Below are 16863 nucleotides of genomic sequence, written 5' to 3' on the forward strand. Positions count from 1 at the left end.
CTATCAATTGAAAAAAAACACAATTAAACACTAAAATCCACTTGAAATTTTTACATTTTTTCATATCTTAGTATAAATTATATATTCACAAAATTTTTTAACGATGTCTAATTCAACACAACACTCAGAAGATAACGAACTTTCGACCGCACAGTTGATTGGCTTGTTTATCGTTTTTGCTTTTTTATTAATTTGGTTGGGAGATACCTTCACTGCGACAGTGGGTATTATTGGCGAGGTAATCGTATTTATTGTAGAATATAACAAAAAACATAAATTGATTGATCCTTAGTAACATTCAAGTTCTTCCTAAAAGAGGTTGCTTCAAAACACAATATAATAAATGTTTTTGAGGCAACCTCTTTTTATATCAACACTTGCTTAGTGCTGTCAATCAACTAAGTTTTGTAATCAAATCTTTTGCTTCGGATGTAGCCATAATTGTTTCAGCATCAATCACAAAATTGCCCTTCTTTACTTTTCCTAAGAAACTTGCCTTCACATCCGTTGCTGCTATGATGGCATCAAAAAGAGCATATTGGTCTAGTGTAATTGATACCAATACGCGACTCTGTGCTTCACCAAACAAAAAAGCATCTTTACGGTAAGCCGAGTTTGTTCTGATGCTAAATCCTAGATTATTAGCCATTGCGGCCTCAGCCAAGGCAATGAACAAACCTCCACCCGATACACTAAGAGCCGACTGAATAGCTTTATTTTCAATTAATTGTGCTACTATGTCCTGAATATTTTGTTCTTCTGGCACATTTAAAACTGAAGGAACTGATACTTGTATGTTTTTATAAGCATGTAAGTATTCAGAGGCAATAATGTCGTTTTTAGAAGCACCTATTAAATATATCAAATCGCCTTCATGCTTGAAATCAATCGTCATCATATTAGTTGCTTTTTCTAAAACACCTATCATGATGGGTTGCGATGGCAAATAGTTGGTAATAGCAATAGGCTTCCCACCCGCACAAACAATATTTCGTGATGCTTCTGCCACACTAACGGTATAACCGTGTTCTGCGGTTAGGTCATGAACATTACCGACAGCCGTCGCTATAATATATTTATCTGAATCAGGTACTTTTATAATAACAGTGTTGGTAGGGAGCTTCCTTTTTGCAACATCAAATAGAATACCAATATCGTCTGGTGCAGAAATCCATGTTTTAGAACATCTATTAGGTTGTGTTAAAAGATGTTTCGCTACCAAAACTATCTCTTCGTCTTTCACATCCTCTACTGCATCGATACTAAATTTCCTAAATTCTTGTTCGTTAGCAAGCGTTGCAACCCCAAGCTGAGTATTGTTCAACACCTCTTTATCAAAATCTCCCTTAGGAATGTACCCTTTTTGAACTACCTCAAACATACGTTTTAAGATTATCATAACCTTATCAAACTCTTCTGGGAGGATAGCTAGTTGTTTAATAATATCGCTCGTTGGTAGTATTAACTGTTGGATAGTTTCTTGCTGTCTCACTTTGGCTGTATCTTATCATTGAAGCTGTTTAAACTTTTCCTTTCGGGTAAAGCTAAGTCTTTTAGAATAGCTTGTTCCAAAATTTACTCAACGTAGCGATGCTATGCTTCGAAAATTTTGAAAAAATCAATGCAAAAATACAATACTTTCACCTCAGAAACTGAAAGTTTAAACAGTTTCATTATCAATTATTTATTTTTAGTAAATAATCCATATTGGTTTATATGAAGGTAAATATATTTCAAACAGTGAGTAAATTAAAAATCATAGGGTAATGCTGTTAGCGTTTACTTATTTTAAAATTCCAAGAAGTTTAGTTAATTGTACGAGAGCGGTGGTATCGCGGGCACCCAGTTTACGAATCATATTTTTCCGATGGTTATCTACTGTATTAGAGCTAATAAACAATTTTTCACCAATTTGCTTCGATTCATAACCCCTTAATAGCATTTTTAATACATCTATTTCCCTATCCGAAAAAATATCCTGTTTTTTTAATTGCATCTCTGAGGAAGAAAAGGTCGTAACAAAATCACCTTTTCTAAAACTTACTCGTCCTAAATAATTATCTAATTTCTTTACTAAATGCTCAATATCTTGGTCTATCAGAAAACAGACAGTAGGTAAACCTTCTTCATCAAATTCTAATCCAATTAATTGAACCAGTGAATGAAAAGGTTTTTTGCTCGGCCTATAATACTGCAACCCATATCCGTATGCCACAAAACTTTCACGGATTTCGCGGGGAGCTTCTTTGATAGAATTGTACATAAATTGTAATAATTCAGGAACTGCCGATACATTTTGCATATTAGGCACCATCATCGTCAATACTTTCTGTACACCTTTTTCAATAAATTCGTCGGGATGAATCCCCAAGGCCAATTCGGTATTAGCCACAAATTTATAGCTGAGCGTGCGCATGTCCATAATTTGGTAGACTGCATTAGGTAAAGTAGAAGCTATGCTAAAAAAACCCAAGTCTTGTAAATATTTTTCAACGGACTTCTCAGTAGCATTTCCCGCTACCTGACTCACTGCATCCAAACATTTACGAAACAATAGTTCGATAGAATTTTTTGAAAGAGACTCCATTATCTTGTAGAATTTTAGAAAATTTTAGAACAAAAAACTTGTATGAGTATTTTATACTAAAATACTTTTATAAATTGTGTAAAATAGACACTTTGGCTATTCTTAGGGAACTAAACATTGCATATATTTGCATTAGAAATTACTATTAAAGAAAGATAACAAATAAAAAAACGTTATTCGTATTTTTATTGAATTATTCTTATCTCTGCCAAAGTCGTTTCTTTGTGCTTAACCACCATTTTAACGTGATCCATTAATAAAAATAATCTGGATTTACAGTTGCCCCGCCAGAAAACTCATTATCATCCACAAGATTATTTTTCAAAAAGTCGAAGCTAATACTTCGGCTTTTTTGTTTTCAAGCATTACTATGCATTTTAAGCTTATTTATATCTTCCTGTGTGTCAATATCATATATCCCTTCTGGAAAATCTATACTTATAATTTCATCCGTATAATCCTTCAAAATTGCTTTTGCTCCGCTGTCACCATCTAATTGTATTAATCTTGGAAAATATTTTTTGTCAAATAAGATTGGCACGCCCAGTTGATTCGCATACTTACAGGCAACAATTGAATGATGCTGATTTGCAAAAAGTTGCAACATTTTTTGCACAATCCCTTGCTTTACAAAAGGTTGGTCGCACAATAGTATCAAAATGGCATCTGATTTTTCTGCAAGTGCTTGTACGCCAAAACTTATAGAGTTTCCCATACCTTTATGCCATTCAGGATTGGTTTTTATTTGTAAACGTGAGATATTTTCTTGAAGTAAGTTGTTTAATTCAGGTTGAATTAGTTTTTCGTTGGCTCCTAACACTACTAATACCTCTTCTGTTACTGCTAATGCCACACGAGTAATTTTACTTACAAGTATTTCTCCTTGGTATTCTACCAATTGCTTAGGACTACCCAAACGACTTGAGCTACCCGCAGCCAAGATTAAAGATGAAATTTTCATAGTTTTGATAAGAAGAAACCTATTCACAAACTAATTTAACAGTCTCGACCGGAATTCCAAGACTGTTTTGTTAATTACAAAGTGTTGGTCAGATGTTCAATCAGCCTATTTGTGTCATTCAATAGCTTAAAACCCCTAAAAGCTTCATCCATTAAAATCGTAAAATGTCTTGTACCGCCACAACGGAAAAGTTTATAAATATTCGGGAGTACCTGTAACAGAAATATTAGGCAAGGCTGGTGTTACTTTAGGCAAACAGCTGAAAGGCGAAAACCTAAGCAAATACCATATCGTAAAAGCGGCTGATGGTTATGAAGTGCTTTTTTCATTAGCTGAATTAGATGCTAGTTTTACCGACAAGGTAAAGCCTGCTCGTTGTATTTTTGAAGTAACCAATCTTATCGTTCGCTCTGCGAAGGATTGACTTGACTGTTCCTCAGTCACTCGTAACTCATAGCATGGCTTTGGAAGTTTTATGGCAACTCCAAATAAATTGGAAGTCATATCATGAGTTTTCAAACCTTATCACTAGCGAGGGACTTAAGTCCCTCACTAGTGATAAATGGTGTATAAAAGCTATTTTACAAACCATTTTTCACCGCTACCCCCACCATACTATCGGCAGTGCCATAATATAGAAACCATTTTTGCTTAAAAAAGACCAAGCCTTCAATAAAAGTAGTACCAGCTTTGTATTGCCCACGCATTTCATGAGGCAAATCTGGTTTGATAAAACACTCATCAAGTCTTTCTATCACTTTTGTAGGGTCGTTGACATCAAAAAGTACTTGTCCGCCCGAATAGGTTTCAGCAGGAAGTTTCATATCTCTTGTTTCTCCGTTGGCATTCTTTCCATTGTATAATAGTAAAATTCCTTTGTCGGTCAATATCGCTGGCGGACCGGGTTCTGTTAAATCGCTATCAAACTTGCCTGCTCTGGTATTTATGACAAATTTCAATTCACCATTTGGTTCTACTAGCGGTGTCCAATTAATTAAATCGTCGGAAGTGGCGATATTAACTCCTTTTTCTCCCCAATACATCCAATATTTACCCTTAATTTTGGTAGCCGTAATCTTACCATTATTCATTTTAGTAACAATTGAACCTGACTTCGACCATATATTCACGAATTTACCATCGTAGGCTTTTCCAAAAGCAGGGCCATGTTTTTTCCAATGAATTAAGTCTTTAGAACTTGCAATACAAAGTCTGGCAACATCTCTATTCCAAGCAGTATACGCTACAATATACGTTCCATCTGCCCGTTGTACAATGCGTGGGTCTTCGCACCCACCAGGATTATCATATTTAGAAAATTCGTCTTTCGCAGGAAATAATACTGGCGTTTTTCTTCTTGTAAAATGAATGCCATCATTGCTTACTGCTAGGCCTATCCTAGAGGTACGAAAGCCAATTTTTGTACCGGGTATATCTTCTGCTCGAAATAAAACATATACTTTTCCGTTTCTAACAATAGCGGCGGGATTAAAAACATCTGCTTTTTGCCATTTTACCGACATATTAGTCATCGGACAAGCAAACACATAGCTAGAGTCGGCCATTAAAATTGGATTTTCTTTGGGTTTAGAAAAGCCTTTTAAAGACCAATCTGTATTTTGAGCCACCGCCAAATGGGCAATGACGCTGAAAAAGATGAGTAATTTTAATTTCATTGGATATTTGATGATTGTTTTTATAAATCTATCTAAAATTATCTACAAGTTAATCGGTATTATAGGTTAATTTAACATCGACTTATTTTGTTGAAACAACCTCAGCATCTTAACTTGCAAAAACATTTAACCAAATCATTCATAATAACCATTCTTTTTATTTATGAAAAAGCTGTGTTTAGTTTTTATTTTATTAATCAGTATTCAAAGTATTCGTGCACAAGTATTCTCGGGAACCCAAGAAATAGAAAGAGCCACCAAAGAAGGAGTATATACAACTGTTTCTATTGAAGATAAGTATATCAAACAAAGTTGGCAAAATGAGCTTGCCAAATACGGCAGTGTAGAAGTAGGCAGAAATAATGTTTTTAGAATTACAGGGGCTAGAATATCAAGTATTTCACCAGACCCTGTGATGGTGGTCAGTAAAATAACGGCTGAACGAGGGAGAAGTAAAATTTTCCTTTCAATAGGTTTTGGCGACGAGGTATATGTGAATGGCTCGCATCCTAAGTATTTAGCAGCCGAAAAGATTTTGAATGATTTTGTAGAGGTACTAAAACGCCATGAAGAGGTGAGAATAGAAGAAAAGAATGTGGAAGATATTAAAACTAGACAACTTAAATCTGTAACGACTTCCGACAAACTGACAAGAGCCATTGAAAACAATAAAAAAGAAAAAGATAGGCTTTTGTTGAAGATAGAGGAAAATAGAGTTGAGCTAGAAAGACTACAAATGGAAGTAGAACAAAACAAAAAAGATCAGCTATTGATGAATGAGGGGCTTATAAATCAGCAAAAAAAGGTAGAAGAAGCTAAACTTAAACTCAAAAAGCCATAACTTATTGCTTACATCATTAAAAATCCTTTGGGCCAAAACGCTCAAAGGATTTTTTTATTTTAAAACTCGCCATCAAAAAAATCCATTCATAAAGTCAAATGTACCGTCTATTCATTTTCAGATTGATAATCTTTAAGGTCGGTATAAATTTCATCCATCAAACGAAAAGAACTATTTAAAATTATTGTTAAATCTATTTTTATAAAACTCTAAACAAAAAAACTAAACAACGACAACCATGAACGATTCTCTTTATCGCATACCTTCAAAAGGACAATTAGGGGGTGTAGCAGCTGGACTAGCAGAACGCTTCGGCTTTGATGTATCAATAGTCAGATTACTTTTATTTTTGGGTTTAATATTTACTCATGGTATTTTTTTCTGGATGTATATTATCTTGTGGATAGCATTGCCAGTGAAACATCAGTGGGAAACAACAAGTACTCCAGAAGATTCAAATTTTAACTCAACAACATTTACTAACATGAAAAAGGATTCAAGCAAAGTTTGGGGCATTATTTTAATAGTATTAGGTACGATATTCTTATTAGACGAATGGATTCCTGATTTTGACTTTGGCAAATTCTGGCCTCTTATTTTAATCGGTGTGGGTGGTTATATTATCTTCAAAGAAAAAGATAAGATTAACTTCAATAACGATAACGACAAAACTAACTTCTAAATCGACATTTTGAGGCCGTTATGAATAAACTGAAAACGGTTATTGATAACGGCTTCAAAACTTAAACGCTTTTAACGATGAATTCAAAAAGTATTTTTACCGGAGGATTTTTAATCTTGCTTGGTTTCCTATTCCTAGGAAAAGAGTTTGGTTGGTTTAATATCAATTGGCACGAAATCTCAAGACTATGGCCACTTTTATTAATCTATTTAGGCTTGGTTGCTTTTATTGGCAAGAGTAGTCGTTCGGCTACTGTCATTACCATTATTTTACTTTGCATAGCTATTCCTATCGTAATAGTAAGGAGCTGTAAAGAAAAGGTAGAACATGCTTTCAACGACCATGATGTTCATATCGACTTGAATGATGATGACGACGATGATAATGATAATGATAACGAAGACTACCAATTTAAAGGAACAAAGCAAAAACTTGTAGAATCAATGAGTCCACAAGTTAAATCTGCTACATTTGAATTTACAGGCGGTGCAGCAGAGTTTGTCATTAATGGAGCTTCAAATGATTTAGTAGAAGCTGATGCCGACTTAAATTTTGGTAATATCTCGCTTAAAAAAACAGGCGATTCTAGCAGTCCAAACATTGCTTTTGCTTTAAAAGGAAAGAAAAATCATTTCAACCTTAGCGATGACAACCACAACAAAATCAATTTAAAGCTAAACCCAAGTGTGCTTTGGGATATGAATTTTGAATTTGGGGCAGGCAAAGCAGATTTCGATTTGAGTGAATATAAAGTCAAAAAACTTTCTATTAAAACTGGTGTAACTGAAACGGATGTTAAACTAGGAGACAAAGTAGATAATTTAGATGTACAAGTAGAATCAGGCTTGACTTCTATCGAATTTAATATTCCTGAAGCAGTTGGTTGTAGAATAGATATTGATGGTGGACTAAACTCTAAAGATTTTGATGGATTTATTCAAAAAAATGGACATTGGGAAACACCAAATTTTGAAAAAGCTAGCAAAAAAATCAACATTAATTTTGATGGAGGTTTACAAGAATTGAAAGTTAAGAGATATTAGTATATTAGATTCGACAACTTTATAAAAGTTGTCGAATCTTTTTTTGTTATCCCTTTTTACCTGTCTTGAGATTTGACAACAAATCTTTTTTGTTATACTTTACTCTGACAAAGTTCTACCAATACAGCATTCGTACCTTTTGGATGTAGAAAACATACTAATTTATTATCTGCACCATCTTTAGGCACTTCATTCAACAAGGTAAAGCCCTCTCCTTTTAGTCTTTCCATCTCCTCATAAATATTGGCTACTTCAAAAGCGATATGATGGATACCTTCTCCTTTTTTGTCGATAAACTTTGTAATCGGGCTATTTTCATGAGTTCCTTCCAGTAATTCGATTTTGGTTTGTCCTACCTGAAAAAATGAAGTAATCACCCCTTCAGATGCCACCTCCTCCTGCTTAAATGGTTGTACACCCAAAAGTTTAGAGAATAATTCGTTAGAAATACCCAAGTCTTTTACTGCTATTCCGATATGTTCTACTTGTGCCATCATCTGCTTTAAATATTTATAATGAGAAAGCGACAATTTATAAAAAACAAAAACCCCAACCTAAAAAGGCCAGGGTTTTAAATGACTATCTATCTAAAAAAAATTAGATTCTCTTCACATTCACAGCATTTAAGCCACGCTTTCCTTCTTGTACGTCGAAAGAAACAGAGTCATTTTCACGAATCGTTGTGCCAGATAATCCTGTTACGTGAACAAAGATTTCTTCATTAGACTCATCATCAACGATAAATCCAAAGCCTTTAGATTCGTTGAAAAATTTAACTTTACCAGTTTGCATAAAAATTGATATAAAAAAAATTGAAAAAATAAAAAATACTACGGTTTGTTCTGATTATACTGGTAATCAATATATGCAAAACTAATATGTTTAAATCCTCTAAAAGAAGAAAGATTTGTCTCGCTAACTCGGCTTTCGCCTTTTACTCTTAAAATTAAATAGTTAAGAAGTAATTTATAACCTAAATAGAATTAAAATTTTAATCCCAAGCAACATAGCAAACAGGTCTACAATAAGTTCTGCTACATTTGTAATGAAACCAAAACTTTAAATTATTCACAATAATACTGTACTGAACTTTATTTTACGATTCTTTCGTATTGAATCCACTAAAACAGCACTTACACTAACTACAATTTCTTAACATTGGCAGCGTTAAGACCTCTTTTACCTTCTACGATATCGAATGAAACTTTGTCATCTTGGCGTAAATGAATTCCACCTAATGCCGTTACGTGAACAAATATTTCTTGTCCACTTTCACTGTCAACTATAAAGCCGAAGCCTTTGCTTTCATTAAAAAATTTAACTGTTCCTGTTTGCATGACGTAAAAAAGAATGTTTGATAATGATACAAATAGTTATCTAAAAGCATCATAACTGCCTTTTGATAATTAATAGCCATAAAAGTTAAGATTGATATTCGAAGCATGTGATAATCAAGGAGAATTGAATCTAAGGGAACCAACGGACTCTTGAAAACTAATTACTTTGTACTAAAAACTTGCCACTCTTGTTACTATTAATACCCAAATGTAAGTATAATTTTGTGTATTCCTATTTTTAAATAAATATTTTTTAAAAAATAAAAAACTTAATATAACTATATTTATAATAAATTATATCATTTCAATACAAATAATTATTAAAATAATATAAGTCCTAAAAATACGTTTTATACAACGCTATTTTTTTTTGATAAACCATTTAAACAACGTAACTTTATTTTAGTTTTTCTAACATAATTAATTAGAACTCAGTTTTTTGACCTAAAGCCATGCCAAATACATTAAAATTAAAATACTCTGTAGAACACCACGTTTTTGGAGTTTGTACAAAAATTGGTGAGAAATTAGGTATCTCTACCAGTAGCATTCGTTTGTATTTTGTATACGTATCTTTTATTACTGTTGGCTCGCCAGTGATTCTTTATTTAGTACTTGCCTTCTGGATGAACATTCGTCGTTATCATCGTCAATACAACAATCCTTCTGTTTGGGAATTGTAATATCTACTGGGGTATTTCTGGATAAGTTTTTATATCGTTAATAAAATGTTGCCAAACTATATTTCTACGATATACGGTGCTGATATTTTTTTTCCGTTGAAGCTGTTGACGTTTCTTGTACCAACTATAGTAATGTGCATAGAAATCAAAATGTGCCCTTGCTACAGCCCAGCAGTCTTGCCACGTATCAAAAAACAAAAACTTTATTCCAGCCACTCCATCTAGTACTAATCTGGTTAAAATAGCCAAGGCAAAGCCCTCTTCTGGGTGGTTTTTATACAGCATTGCCAAACCGTTTCTAAAATTCAGAAAAGTTTTGTAAGGATTAGATTTGTGTAAAGTGCCTCCGCCTACATGAAATACTTCAGACGTACCGCAAGTATATACTTTATACCCCGCATGGTGTATTCGCCAACAAAGGTCGATTTCTTCCATGTGTGCAAAGAAGTCTCCATCAAAGCCCCCTACTTGGTGAAACACATCTGCTCTTACGAACATACACGCACCCGTAGCCCAAAATACTTCTTTGGTATCGTTATATTGCCCCAAGTCTTCTTCTATTTCCTGAAAAATTCTTCCTCGGCAAAAGGGATAGCCCAGATGGTCAATAAATCCTCCTGCGGCTCCTGCATATTCAAAATGACTTTTTTGGGCATAAGCCTTTATTTTAGGTTGACAAGCCGCAATAGTCCTATCATTACTCATCAGTTCAATAATGGGCTCAATCCAATGGGGAGTCACCTCGACATCTGAATTCAGTAATACATAATACTCTGCTTCAACCAATGCCAGTGCTTCGTTATAGCCCTGTGCAAAGCCATGATTTTCGGTAAGCTCAATAATATTAACTGTTGGAAATTCAGTTTTTAATAATGCTAGCGAATTATCGGTAGAAGCATTGTCTGCAATATATATTGTAGCACAAGATGAGAATTGTATAACAGAGGGTAAAAAATCAGCTAAATGTTTTTGACCATTATAATTTAAAATGACTACTGCGATTTGATTCATAAAGGAATTTTAGCTATTTTAGAGCAAAGTGCTTCATTTTTATTATTGGAATTTCACTTATTTCTTCAAGCTTATAACAGACTGGGTTCATGAGAATTGATTATATTTCAAATAACCTTGAAATACTACAATGATCTAAATGCAAAGATAATTTGATTTTTTGAAATAAGAATCTATCTTAATTATTTATGGCATTATCAATTTACTTGTTTAGATTTAAGAATATTTTCAATGGCAAATACTTAACTTCAAACTAAATGTCAGACAATTCTATTTTCAGACGCAAATCTATTAATAACGTTTTACAACAAAGCGAAGACTCGCACGGGGGGGGATTAGTGAAGATTCTTGGAGTCAGAGACCTTACTTCATTCGGTATTGCAGCCATCATCGGGGCTGGTATTTTTAGTACAATTGGCAGAGCAAGCTTTGAGGGCGGCCCAGCAGTTTCATTACTTTTCGTCTTCGTTTCTATTGCTTGTATTTTCACAGCACTCTGCTACGCACAATTCGCTTCAATGGTCCCCGTTTCTGGGAGTGCCTATACGTATGCCTATGTTTCATTTGGCGAAATTTTCGCATGGATTATCGGTTGGGCATTGATTCTGGAATATGCCGTATCTAATATGGTGGTAGCCATCTCATGGTCTGAATACTTCGTGGGTATGCTACATGGTTTTGGCATAAACTTTCCAGATTACCTGACAATAGATTATGGCACCGCTCATAAGGCATTTTTAGCTAGCCTAGATGTTACTGCTAAACAAACTGATAGCGACTTATTCGCTGCAAAAGCTTATGAAAATGCACCTGTTTTAGGGAATATCAAGCTGTTAATAGACCTACCAGCAGGCGTAATTACAATGCTTGTAACATCCTTAGTATATGTGGGAATGAAAGAATCAAGAACTGCTAGTAATTTCTTGGTTGTATTAAAATTAGTGGTCATCCTACTCGTAATTTCCGTAGGAGCGTTTTATGTTAAACCCGAAAACTGGTCACCATTTGCTCCTAATGGAGTGCAGGGTGTATTAGGTGGTGTAGCCTCAGTATTCTTTGCTTTTATTGGCTTTGATTCAATCTCTACCACAGCGGAGGAATGTAAAAATCCACAACGAGATTTACCAAGAGCGATGATTTACTGTCTGGTAATATGTGCTATATTATACGTTTGTATTACCCTAGTTTTGACGGGCATGGTGAATTATACTGAACTAAAAGTAGATGATCCGTTGGCATATGTTTTCCAAAAAATCAATTTCGATTTCATGGCGGGTATCATTTCCGTTTCAGCCGTAGTAGCCATTACTAGTGCTTTATTAGTTTATCAGATGGGGCAACCTAGAATCTGGATGGCTATGAGTCGTGATGGTTTACTTTGGAAACGTTTTTCAAAAATTCACCCTAAATTCAAAACGCCAAGTTTTGCCACTATTGTTACTGGCTTTGTAGTAGCAGTTCCTTCTTTGTTTTTGGATATGGGCTTCTTTGTTGACTTAACCAGTGTAGGAACATTCTTTGCCTTTATTTTGGTTTGTGGAGGCGTGCTATACTTAGATTATCAAGGTTTATCTAAAGATGCTAAATTCAAAATCCCTTATTTGAATGGGCAGTTTATCGTTGGTCCTCTATTAATTATTGCATTAGCTTTTTCTATTAATAACAATATTTTCTTTTCAGAACTTGAAACCAAACCACTTTTAATTGTCTTTTGGTTAGTGTGGGCTGGTTTAGCAGTACTTGCGTATATGCACAAATTCTCGATTTTACCAGTTTTAGGGATTCTGACAAACCTTTATTTAATGACTGAGCTAGGCATTACAAACTGGACAATCTTCTTAATCTGGCTTGCTATCGGTTTGGTTATCTATTTTATGTATGGTTATAAAAATAGTAAACTTGCTAAGTAAACTTTAGTAAGTTATCATAGAAATATAAATTATCCTGAATTTTATCAATCATAAAAAAGCGATCGAAAAACTAATTTCGATCGCTTTTTTATGATTGATAAACAACGAATTCCTACTGTTTGAGCGATAGCGAGTTTAGGAATTCTTGAATTTCTTTTGTTACTTTTCTTGTTTCAAGACAAGAAAAGTAAGGACTAGATTATAATACATACAAAATCTCTAAAACTCATTATTTCAAAGAAAGATTCAGGATGACTAATGTTTATAGTCAATAAACTGATACCCATCTAGTTAATCGTCGCTCCTTCTACCAGACAGTAAAGACACATAATATAATAGCTGTGCTAACATACCTAAAGCAGCCGCTACATAAGTCATTGCTGCCCACCAAAGCGCGTCTTTTGCCATTTCATGCTCGCGTTGCGTTACTACGTTGCGTTGGCTCATCCAAGCTAAGGCTCTTCTTGAAGCATCAAACTCTACAGGTAACGTAATAAAGCTGAACAAAGTAGCTAGTGCGAACATCGCTACCCCGATAGTCAATACTAATTTATTGCCCGTAGAATACAAAAGCATCATCCCAATCATCAATGCTATTGGCATAAAGTTGTTAGCAATGCTCAATACTGGTACCATTGAACTACGGAACTGTAACATAGAATACGCCGTAGCATGCTGAACAGCGTGTCCACATTCGTGTGCGGCTACTGCTGCCGCAGAAGCACTCCTGCCATAATATACATCAGGACTTAAATTAACGGTTTTGTCAGCTGGGTTATAATGGTCGGTTAATTGCCCTTCTACAGAAATAATTCTTACATCATAAATTCCATTATCACGCAACATCTTATCTGCAATCTCTTGTCCAGACAATCCATTCGCCAAACCAATTTCTGAATACTGTTGAAATTTACTTTTTAATCTCCATTGCACGAACATTCCAATTCCTGCAAAAACTAAAGTAATTAAATATATGCCTATCATAAGTAAAAGTTATGAATTATGAGTGATGAGTTTTGAATATTAATAACTCGTAATTAATTTATACAATAGTAATCAATACAATTTAACTAAGGTTTTTTATTTATAGTAAACAACTGATAACGGCAAACCGTTTCCCAATCACTACTTACTTCGCTATTAAATTTGTTTAATTTTTTCTATTAATGAAGTGGTAGAATAACCTTTTACCAAAGGTATGGTTTTTACTTCCCCTCCTTTCTCTATAACAAAATCTGCCCCTACAATAGTTTCAATGGTATAATCATCCCCTTTCACTAAAATGTCTGGTTTCACTTTTTCGATTAATTCTTTGGGAGTAGGCTCATCAAAAAGTACCACAGCATCAATAAATTCAAATGCTGCCATCATTCTTGACCGAGCATATTCATTCACCACAGGACGACTTTCGCCTTTCAAACGCTTTACGGATGCATCAGTATTCAATCCTAAAATCAGCTTATCGCCAAGGTTTCTAGCCTTTTCTAAATAATCAATATGCCCTAAATGCACGATGTCAAAACAGCCATTTGTAAAAACTATTTTTTTGCCTTCACTTTGCCAATTTTCCGCTCGTTCTATTGCTTCATTAAGGGTTACTACTTTGTCTTGTGTCATTAGTTTTCGGTTTAATAAATAAGGTAATCAAGAAACTTAGTGCCCCTAAAGCTAACAACGTAACCATTTGCGAACCATGTATAAAAGTAGCTAAAATAATACCGTCTTTCTGGGGCAAGCCATAAAGTACTAAGGCGTTTCCTACCAAAAAATGAAAAGGGCCAATGCCTCCTTGGGTTGGTGCTGCCATTCCAAATGAACCCATCGTTAGTACAGTCAGCCCTGCCAATAAACTTAAATGGGTGGTTTCGGGAATGGCAAAGAAAAGCACATACGCCGAAAGCCAGTACATTACCCAAATATTGGCTGATAAAAAGATAAATAGAAACGGCTTTTCGATTTTTTTGATGCTCATCAAACCGTCTAATAAACCATTCAAAAAGCCTACTATTTTACCCAGTACTGGTACATCTGATAACCTTTGCTGGTATTTTCTAAACAAATAGATTCCTATAATGCCTCCTACGGCTAAAAATGCCAACAGACCAACTATCAGATATATTTTTGAAGCGAACTGTTCCATAAAAAAATGCTGTAGCTTATCAAACTCTAAAATTAAGTTTAAGGCTAATACTATCAGCAAGGATACCACGTCGAAAATTCTTTCGGTCAGTACTGTTCCAAATGATTTTTCAAAAGGGATATCATCGGTTTTTTTCAAACTTCCACATCGTGACACCTCTCCCATTCTGGGAATGACATAATTAGCAAAATAACCAATAAAAACAGCAAGGGTTGTATTAAAAGTGGATGGTCGGTATCCAAGGGGTTTCATTAGCATTTTCCAGCGAAGGGCTCTGCTGACGTGGGCGATGATTGCCAAAATTCCAGAAAGCATCAACCATTTATAATCTGCTTTCTTGAACTCGTCAAGCATTTCAGACAAACTAATGTCTTTAAATACAAACCAAAGCAAGCCTCCCGCCAAAACTAGCGAAATGGTATATTGAAGTATTTTTTTCATAAGAGAAGTCAACAAATAGGAATTGAGTATTGGTAAATAATGAATAGGTAATTTTACCAATACTCAATTTGAACAAGAAAGACAGCAACACACTAATTTACCAATCTGTTGTTATCATCAGGAAACACTAAACTAGGTTTATGTACACGAGCCTCCTCATCTGTCATGATGGCATAAGCAATAATAATAACAATATCGCCAACTTGGGCTCTTCTGGCTGCGGCTCCGTTCAAACAAACAGTACCCGAGCCACGTTCTCCTTTAATTACATACGTTTCAAAACGCTCGCCATTGTTATTATTTACAATTTGTACTTTTTCATTTTCAATCAAATTGGCGGCATCCATCAGGTCCTCGTCAATCGTGACACTTCCGACATAATTCAACTCCGCTTGAGTAATTTTTACTCTGTGGAGCTTTGATTTCATTACATGAAGAAACATAATAATTTTTTAATAAACGTGAATATCAAACAGTGTTAATCTACTCTTTGAAAATTATGATACAAAGATAGATTATTTTTACAGCTTCCTAATGATTGACTATTTCAAATAATTATGTTATCAATCAATCTGGTTTTGCCCAAGAAAGCCGCAATACACAAAGCCGTTTTTCCTTCCAAAAGTTCCTCAATAGGCAATAAGGTTTCAAAGTCTGAAATCTCAAAATATTCTAATTCGACATCTTCAATTACCTCAAAATAATCTGTAACGAACTGCTTGACTTCTGTAGATGATTTAGTCTTTAGTAATTCCGCTGCAGCCGATAAAGATTTATAAATCTCTGGAGCTATCACGCGTTGGTCTTCGCTTAAATTCCGATTCCTTGACGACATCGCCAGTCCATCTGTTTCTCTTTGAGTAGGGCAAATCACCAAGTCAAGTGAAAAGCTCAAATCTTTTACTAAACAATTGATTACCGCACATTGCTGTAAATCTTTTTGTCCAAAATATGCTTTATTGGGCTGTACAATGTTAAATAATTTTGAAACTACGATACCAACACCATTAAAATGCCCCGGTCGAAACTTCCCTTCCATGACATTTTCAAGTGTACCAAAATCAAATTTTAAGGTGGGCAAGCTCGGGTACATTTCGGATGCACTCGGAGCAAAAACTATATCACAAGCTACCTCTTCAAGCATTTTACAGTCAGCTTCCAAGGTACGAGGATATACCGCTAAATCGTGCGGATTGTTAAATTGAGTAGGGTTGACGAAAATACTACATACTACTACATCATTTTGATTTTTAGCAGTTTCAATCAGCGACAAATGCCCTTGATGGAGTGCTCCCATGGTAGGAACAAAGCCGATTGTTTTTCCTGACTTACGCTGATTTTTTAAATATGCTTGTAAAGTCTTAATCTCAAAAAATACTTGCATAATATTTTATTCTTTAATTTTTCGGGTTTAAATGAACAAAAAATTGTGTCATTGATACAGCTTTATGCGTGTTGTTATTCATTCTAAACACATTCACGTTCAATTTTTTGTGGAATTTCCGTATTTTTTTTATATTTTTGCATAATTTTTATGTGAATCCTTCTTGC

Annotated in this window: 20 protein-coding genes; 7 read left to right on the plus strand and 13 right to left on the minus strand. The window is 34.6% G+C overall.

Annotation, left to right across the window (positions count from 1 at the left end):
- Positions 1-103: 103 nt before the first annotated feature.
- Positions 104-292 (plus strand): hypothetical protein, encoded by a 189-nt coding sequence (locus tag J2Y60_RS15375; protein WP_309919239.1) that lies wholly within the window; start codon positions 104-106, stop codon positions 290-292.
- A 102-nt stretch (positions 293-394) separates the two neighbouring features.
- Here J2Y60_RS15375 and J2Y60_RS15380 read toward each other — a convergent pair whose 3' ends face one another.
- The 3 genes from J2Y60_RS15380 to J2Y60_RS15390 all read right to left on the minus strand — a co-directional run bounded on the left by J2Y60_RS15380 (position 395) and on the right by J2Y60_RS15390 (position 3548).
- Positions 395-1492, minus strand: a complete 1098-nt coding sequence (locus J2Y60_RS15380) for an AIR synthase-related protein (protein ID WP_309919236.1) — start codon at positions 1490-1492, stop codon at positions 395-397.
- 291 nt (positions 1493-1783) lie between these two features.
- A complete protein-coding gene (locus J2Y60_RS15385; protein WP_309919233.1) occupies positions 1784-2587 on the minus strand; it encodes a helix-turn-helix transcriptional regulator in 804 nt (267 codons plus the stop codon).
- Between the two features lie 358 nt (positions 2588-2945).
- The gene (locus J2Y60_RS15390; protein WP_309919229.1) at positions 2946-3548 is read right to left on the minus strand and encodes a nucleotidyltransferase family protein; all 603 of its coding nucleotides are present in this window, start codon (positions 3546-3548) and stop codon (positions 2946-2948) included.
- A 169-nt stretch (positions 3549-3717) separates the two neighbouring features.
- Between J2Y60_RS15390 and J2Y60_RS15395 the strand changes: the two genes are divergently transcribed.
- The gene (locus J2Y60_RS15395; protein WP_309919226.1) at positions 3718-3972 is read left to right on the plus strand and encodes a hypothetical protein; all 255 of its coding nucleotides are present in this window, start codon (positions 3718-3720) and stop codon (positions 3970-3972) included.
- Positions 3973-4129: 157 nt separating this feature from the next.
- Here J2Y60_RS15395 and J2Y60_RS15400 read toward each other — a convergent pair whose 3' ends face one another.
- Positions 4130-5224 carry a glycoside hydrolase family 130 protein gene (locus tag J2Y60_RS15400; protein ID WP_309919223.1) on the minus strand — a complete coding sequence of 365 codons (1095 nt, stop codon included), beginning with the start codon at positions 5222-5224 and terminating at the stop codon, positions 4130-4132.
- 163 nt (positions 5225-5387) lie between these two features.
- Between J2Y60_RS15400 and J2Y60_RS15405 the strand changes: the two genes are divergently transcribed.
- From J2Y60_RS15405 to J2Y60_RS15415, 3 genes are all read left to right on the plus strand, one after another.
- Positions 5388-6065, plus strand: coding sequence for a hypothetical protein (locus J2Y60_RS15405; RefSeq protein ID WP_309919220.1), 678 nt, complete (start codon positions 5388-5390; stop codon positions 6063-6065).
- Positions 6066-6303: 238 nt separating this feature from the next.
- The gene (locus J2Y60_RS15410; protein WP_309919218.1) at positions 6304-6747 is read left to right on the plus strand and encodes a PspC domain-containing protein; all 444 of its coding nucleotides are present in this window, start codon (positions 6304-6306) and stop codon (positions 6745-6747) included.
- 77 nt (positions 6748-6824) lie between these two features.
- Positions 6825-7790, plus strand: a complete 966-nt coding sequence (locus J2Y60_RS15415) for a LiaI-LiaF-like domain-containing protein (protein ID WP_309919215.1) — start codon at positions 6825-6827, stop codon at positions 7788-7790.
- Between the two features lie 92 nt (positions 7791-7882).
- On the opposite strand, the gene mce is transcribed toward J2Y60_RS15415, so the two are convergent.
- From mce to J2Y60_RS15430, 3 genes are all read right to left on the minus strand, one after another.
- On the minus strand, positions 7883-8287 hold the full coding sequence (gene mce / locus J2Y60_RS15420) for a methylmalonyl-CoA epimerase (RefSeq protein WP_309919213.1): 405 nt from the start codon (positions 8285-8287) through the stop codon (positions 7883-7885).
- A 100-nt stretch (positions 8288-8387) separates the two neighbouring features.
- The gene (locus J2Y60_RS15425) at positions 8388-8582 is read right to left on the minus strand and encodes a cold-shock protein (protein WP_184132988.1); all 195 of its coding nucleotides are present in this window, start codon (positions 8580-8582) and stop codon (positions 8388-8390) included.
- A gap of 350 nt (positions 8583-8932) precedes the next feature.
- The gene (locus J2Y60_RS15430) at positions 8933-9127 is read right to left on the minus strand and encodes a cold shock domain-containing protein (protein ID WP_309919211.1); all 195 of its coding nucleotides are present in this window, start codon (positions 9125-9127) and stop codon (positions 8933-8935) included.
- Positions 9128-9579: 452 nt separating this feature from the next.
- Between J2Y60_RS15430 and J2Y60_RS15435 the strand changes: the two genes are divergently transcribed.
- Positions 9580-9810, plus strand: coding sequence for a PspC domain-containing protein (locus J2Y60_RS15435; RefSeq protein ID WP_309919208.1), 231 nt, complete (start codon positions 9580-9582; stop codon positions 9808-9810).
- Between the two features lie 3 nt (positions 9811-9813).
- Here the strand turns inward: J2Y60_RS15435 and J2Y60_RS15440 are convergent, their stop codons facing one another.
- The gene (locus J2Y60_RS15440; RefSeq protein WP_309919205.1) at positions 9814-10821 is read right to left on the minus strand and encodes a glycosyltransferase family 2 protein; all 1008 of its coding nucleotides are present in this window, start codon (positions 10819-10821) and stop codon (positions 9814-9816) included.
- Between the two features lie 257 nt (positions 10822-11078).
- Between J2Y60_RS15440 and J2Y60_RS15445 the strand changes: the two genes are divergently transcribed.
- Entirely contained in the window at positions 11079-12731 is a 1653-nt protein-coding gene (locus J2Y60_RS15445; protein ID WP_309919202.1) for an amino acid permease, read from the plus strand.
- A 291-nt stretch (positions 12732-13022) separates the two neighbouring features.
- Here the strand turns inward: J2Y60_RS15445 and J2Y60_RS15450 are convergent, their stop codons facing one another.
- The 5 genes from J2Y60_RS15450 to panC all read right to left on the minus strand — a co-directional run bounded on the left by J2Y60_RS15450 (position 13023) and on the right by panC (position 16696).
- On the minus strand, positions 13023-13715 hold the full coding sequence (locus J2Y60_RS15450) for a zinc metallopeptidase (protein ID WP_309919200.1): 693 nt from the start codon (positions 13713-13715) through the stop codon (positions 13023-13025).
- Positions 13716-13871: 156 nt separating this feature from the next.
- Positions 13872-14348, minus strand: a complete 477-nt coding sequence (gene rfaE2, locus J2Y60_RS15455; RefSeq protein WP_309919198.1) for a D-glycero-beta-D-manno-heptose 1-phosphate adenylyltransferase — start codon at positions 14346-14348, stop codon at positions 13872-13874.
- Positions 14320-15312 carry a lysylphosphatidylglycerol synthase transmembrane domain-containing protein gene (locus J2Y60_RS15460; RefSeq protein ID WP_309919195.1) on the minus strand — a complete coding sequence of 331 codons (993 nt, stop codon included), beginning with the start codon at positions 15310-15312 and terminating at the stop codon, positions 14320-14322. The genes rfaE2 and J2Y60_RS15460 overlap by 29 nt, the downstream gene beginning before the upstream one ends.
- 92 nt (positions 15313-15404) lie before the next feature.
- Positions 15405-15755 (minus strand): aspartate 1-decarboxylase, encoded by a 351-nt coding sequence (gene panD, locus J2Y60_RS15465; RefSeq protein ID WP_309919192.1) that lies wholly within the window; start codon positions 15753-15755, stop codon positions 15405-15407.
- 104 nt (positions 15756-15859) lie between these two features.
- Positions 15860-16696 (minus strand): pantoate--beta-alanine ligase, encoded by an 837-nt coding sequence (panC, locus tag J2Y60_RS15470; RefSeq protein WP_309919188.1) that lies wholly within the window; start codon positions 16694-16696, stop codon positions 15860-15862.
- Positions 16697-16863 lie beyond the last annotated feature (167 nt).

The sequence above is a fragment of the Arcicella sp. BE140 genome, assembly GCF_031456255.1.
GTDB classification, from domain to species: Bacteria; Bacteroidota; Bacteroidia; order Cytophagales; family Spirosomataceae; genus Arcicella; species Arcicella aquatica.

Excerpts from the sequence above, each read along its gene's own strand:
- J2Y60_RS15375 (WP_309919239.1), top strand. The coding sequence starts at position 104 with ATGTCTAATTCAACACAACACTCAGAAGATAACGAACTTTCGACCGCA.
- J2Y60_RS15385 (WP_309919233.1), bottom strand. The coding sequence starts at position 2,587 with ATGGAGTCTCTTTCAAAAAATTCTATCGAACTATTGTTTCGTAAATGT.
- J2Y60_RS15390 (WP_309919229.1), bottom strand. The coding sequence starts at position 3,548 with ATGAAAATTTCATCTTTAATCTTGGCTGCGGGTAGCTCAAGTCGTTTG.
- J2Y60_RS15400 (WP_309919223.1), bottom strand. The coding sequence starts at position 5,224 with ATGAAATTAAAATTACTCATCTTTTTCAGCGTCATTGCCCATTTGGCG.
- J2Y60_RS15405 (WP_309919220.1), top strand. The coding sequence starts at position 5,388 with ATGAAAAAGCTGTGTTTAGTTTTTATTTTATTAATCAGTATTCAAAGT.
- J2Y60_RS15410 (WP_309919218.1), top strand. The coding sequence starts at position 6,304 with ATGAACGATTCTCTTTATCGCATACCTTCAAAAGGACAATTAGGGGGT.
- J2Y60_RS15415 (WP_309919215.1), top strand. The coding sequence starts at position 6,825 with ATGAATTCAAAAAGTATTTTTACCGGAGGATTTTTAATCTTGCTTGGT.
- mce (WP_309919213.1), bottom strand. The coding sequence starts at position 8,287 with ATGATGGCACAAGTAGAACATATCGGAATAGCAGTAAAAGACTTGGGT.
- J2Y60_RS15425 (WP_184132988.1), bottom strand. The coding sequence starts at position 8,582 with ATGCAAACTGGTAAAGTTAAATTTTTCAACGAATCTAAAGGCTTTGGA.
- J2Y60_RS15430 (WP_309919211.1), bottom strand. The coding sequence starts at position 9,127 with ATGCAAACAGGAACAGTTAAATTTTTTAATGAAAGCAAAGGCTTCGGC.
- J2Y60_RS15435 (WP_309919208.1), top strand. The coding sequence starts at position 9,580 with ATGCCAAATACATTAAAATTAAAATACTCTGTAGAACACCACGTTTTT.
- J2Y60_RS15440 (WP_309919205.1), bottom strand. The coding sequence starts at position 10,821 with ATGAATCAAATCGCAGTAGTCATTTTAAATTATAATGGTCAAAAACAT.
- J2Y60_RS15445 (WP_309919202.1), top strand. The coding sequence starts at position 11,079 with ATGTCAGACAATTCTATTTTCAGACGCAAATCTATTAATAACGTTTTA.
- J2Y60_RS15450 (WP_309919200.1), bottom strand. The coding sequence starts at position 13,715 with ATGATAGGCATATATTTAATTACTTTAGTTTTTGCAGGAATTGGAATG.
- rfaE2 (WP_309919198.1), bottom strand. The coding sequence starts at position 14,348 with ATGACACAAGACAAAGTAGTAACCCTTAATGAAGCAATAGAACGAGCG.
- J2Y60_RS15460 (WP_309919195.1), bottom strand. The coding sequence starts at position 15,312 with ATGAAAAAAATACTTCAATATACCATTTCGCTAGTTTTGGCGGGAGGC.
- panD (WP_309919192.1), bottom strand. The coding sequence starts at position 15,755 with ATGTTTCTTCATGTAATGAAATCAAAGCTCCACAGAGTAAAAATTACT.
- panC (WP_309919188.1), bottom strand. The coding sequence starts at position 16,696 with ATGCAAGTATTTTTTGAGATTAAGACTTTACAAGCATATTTAAAAAAT.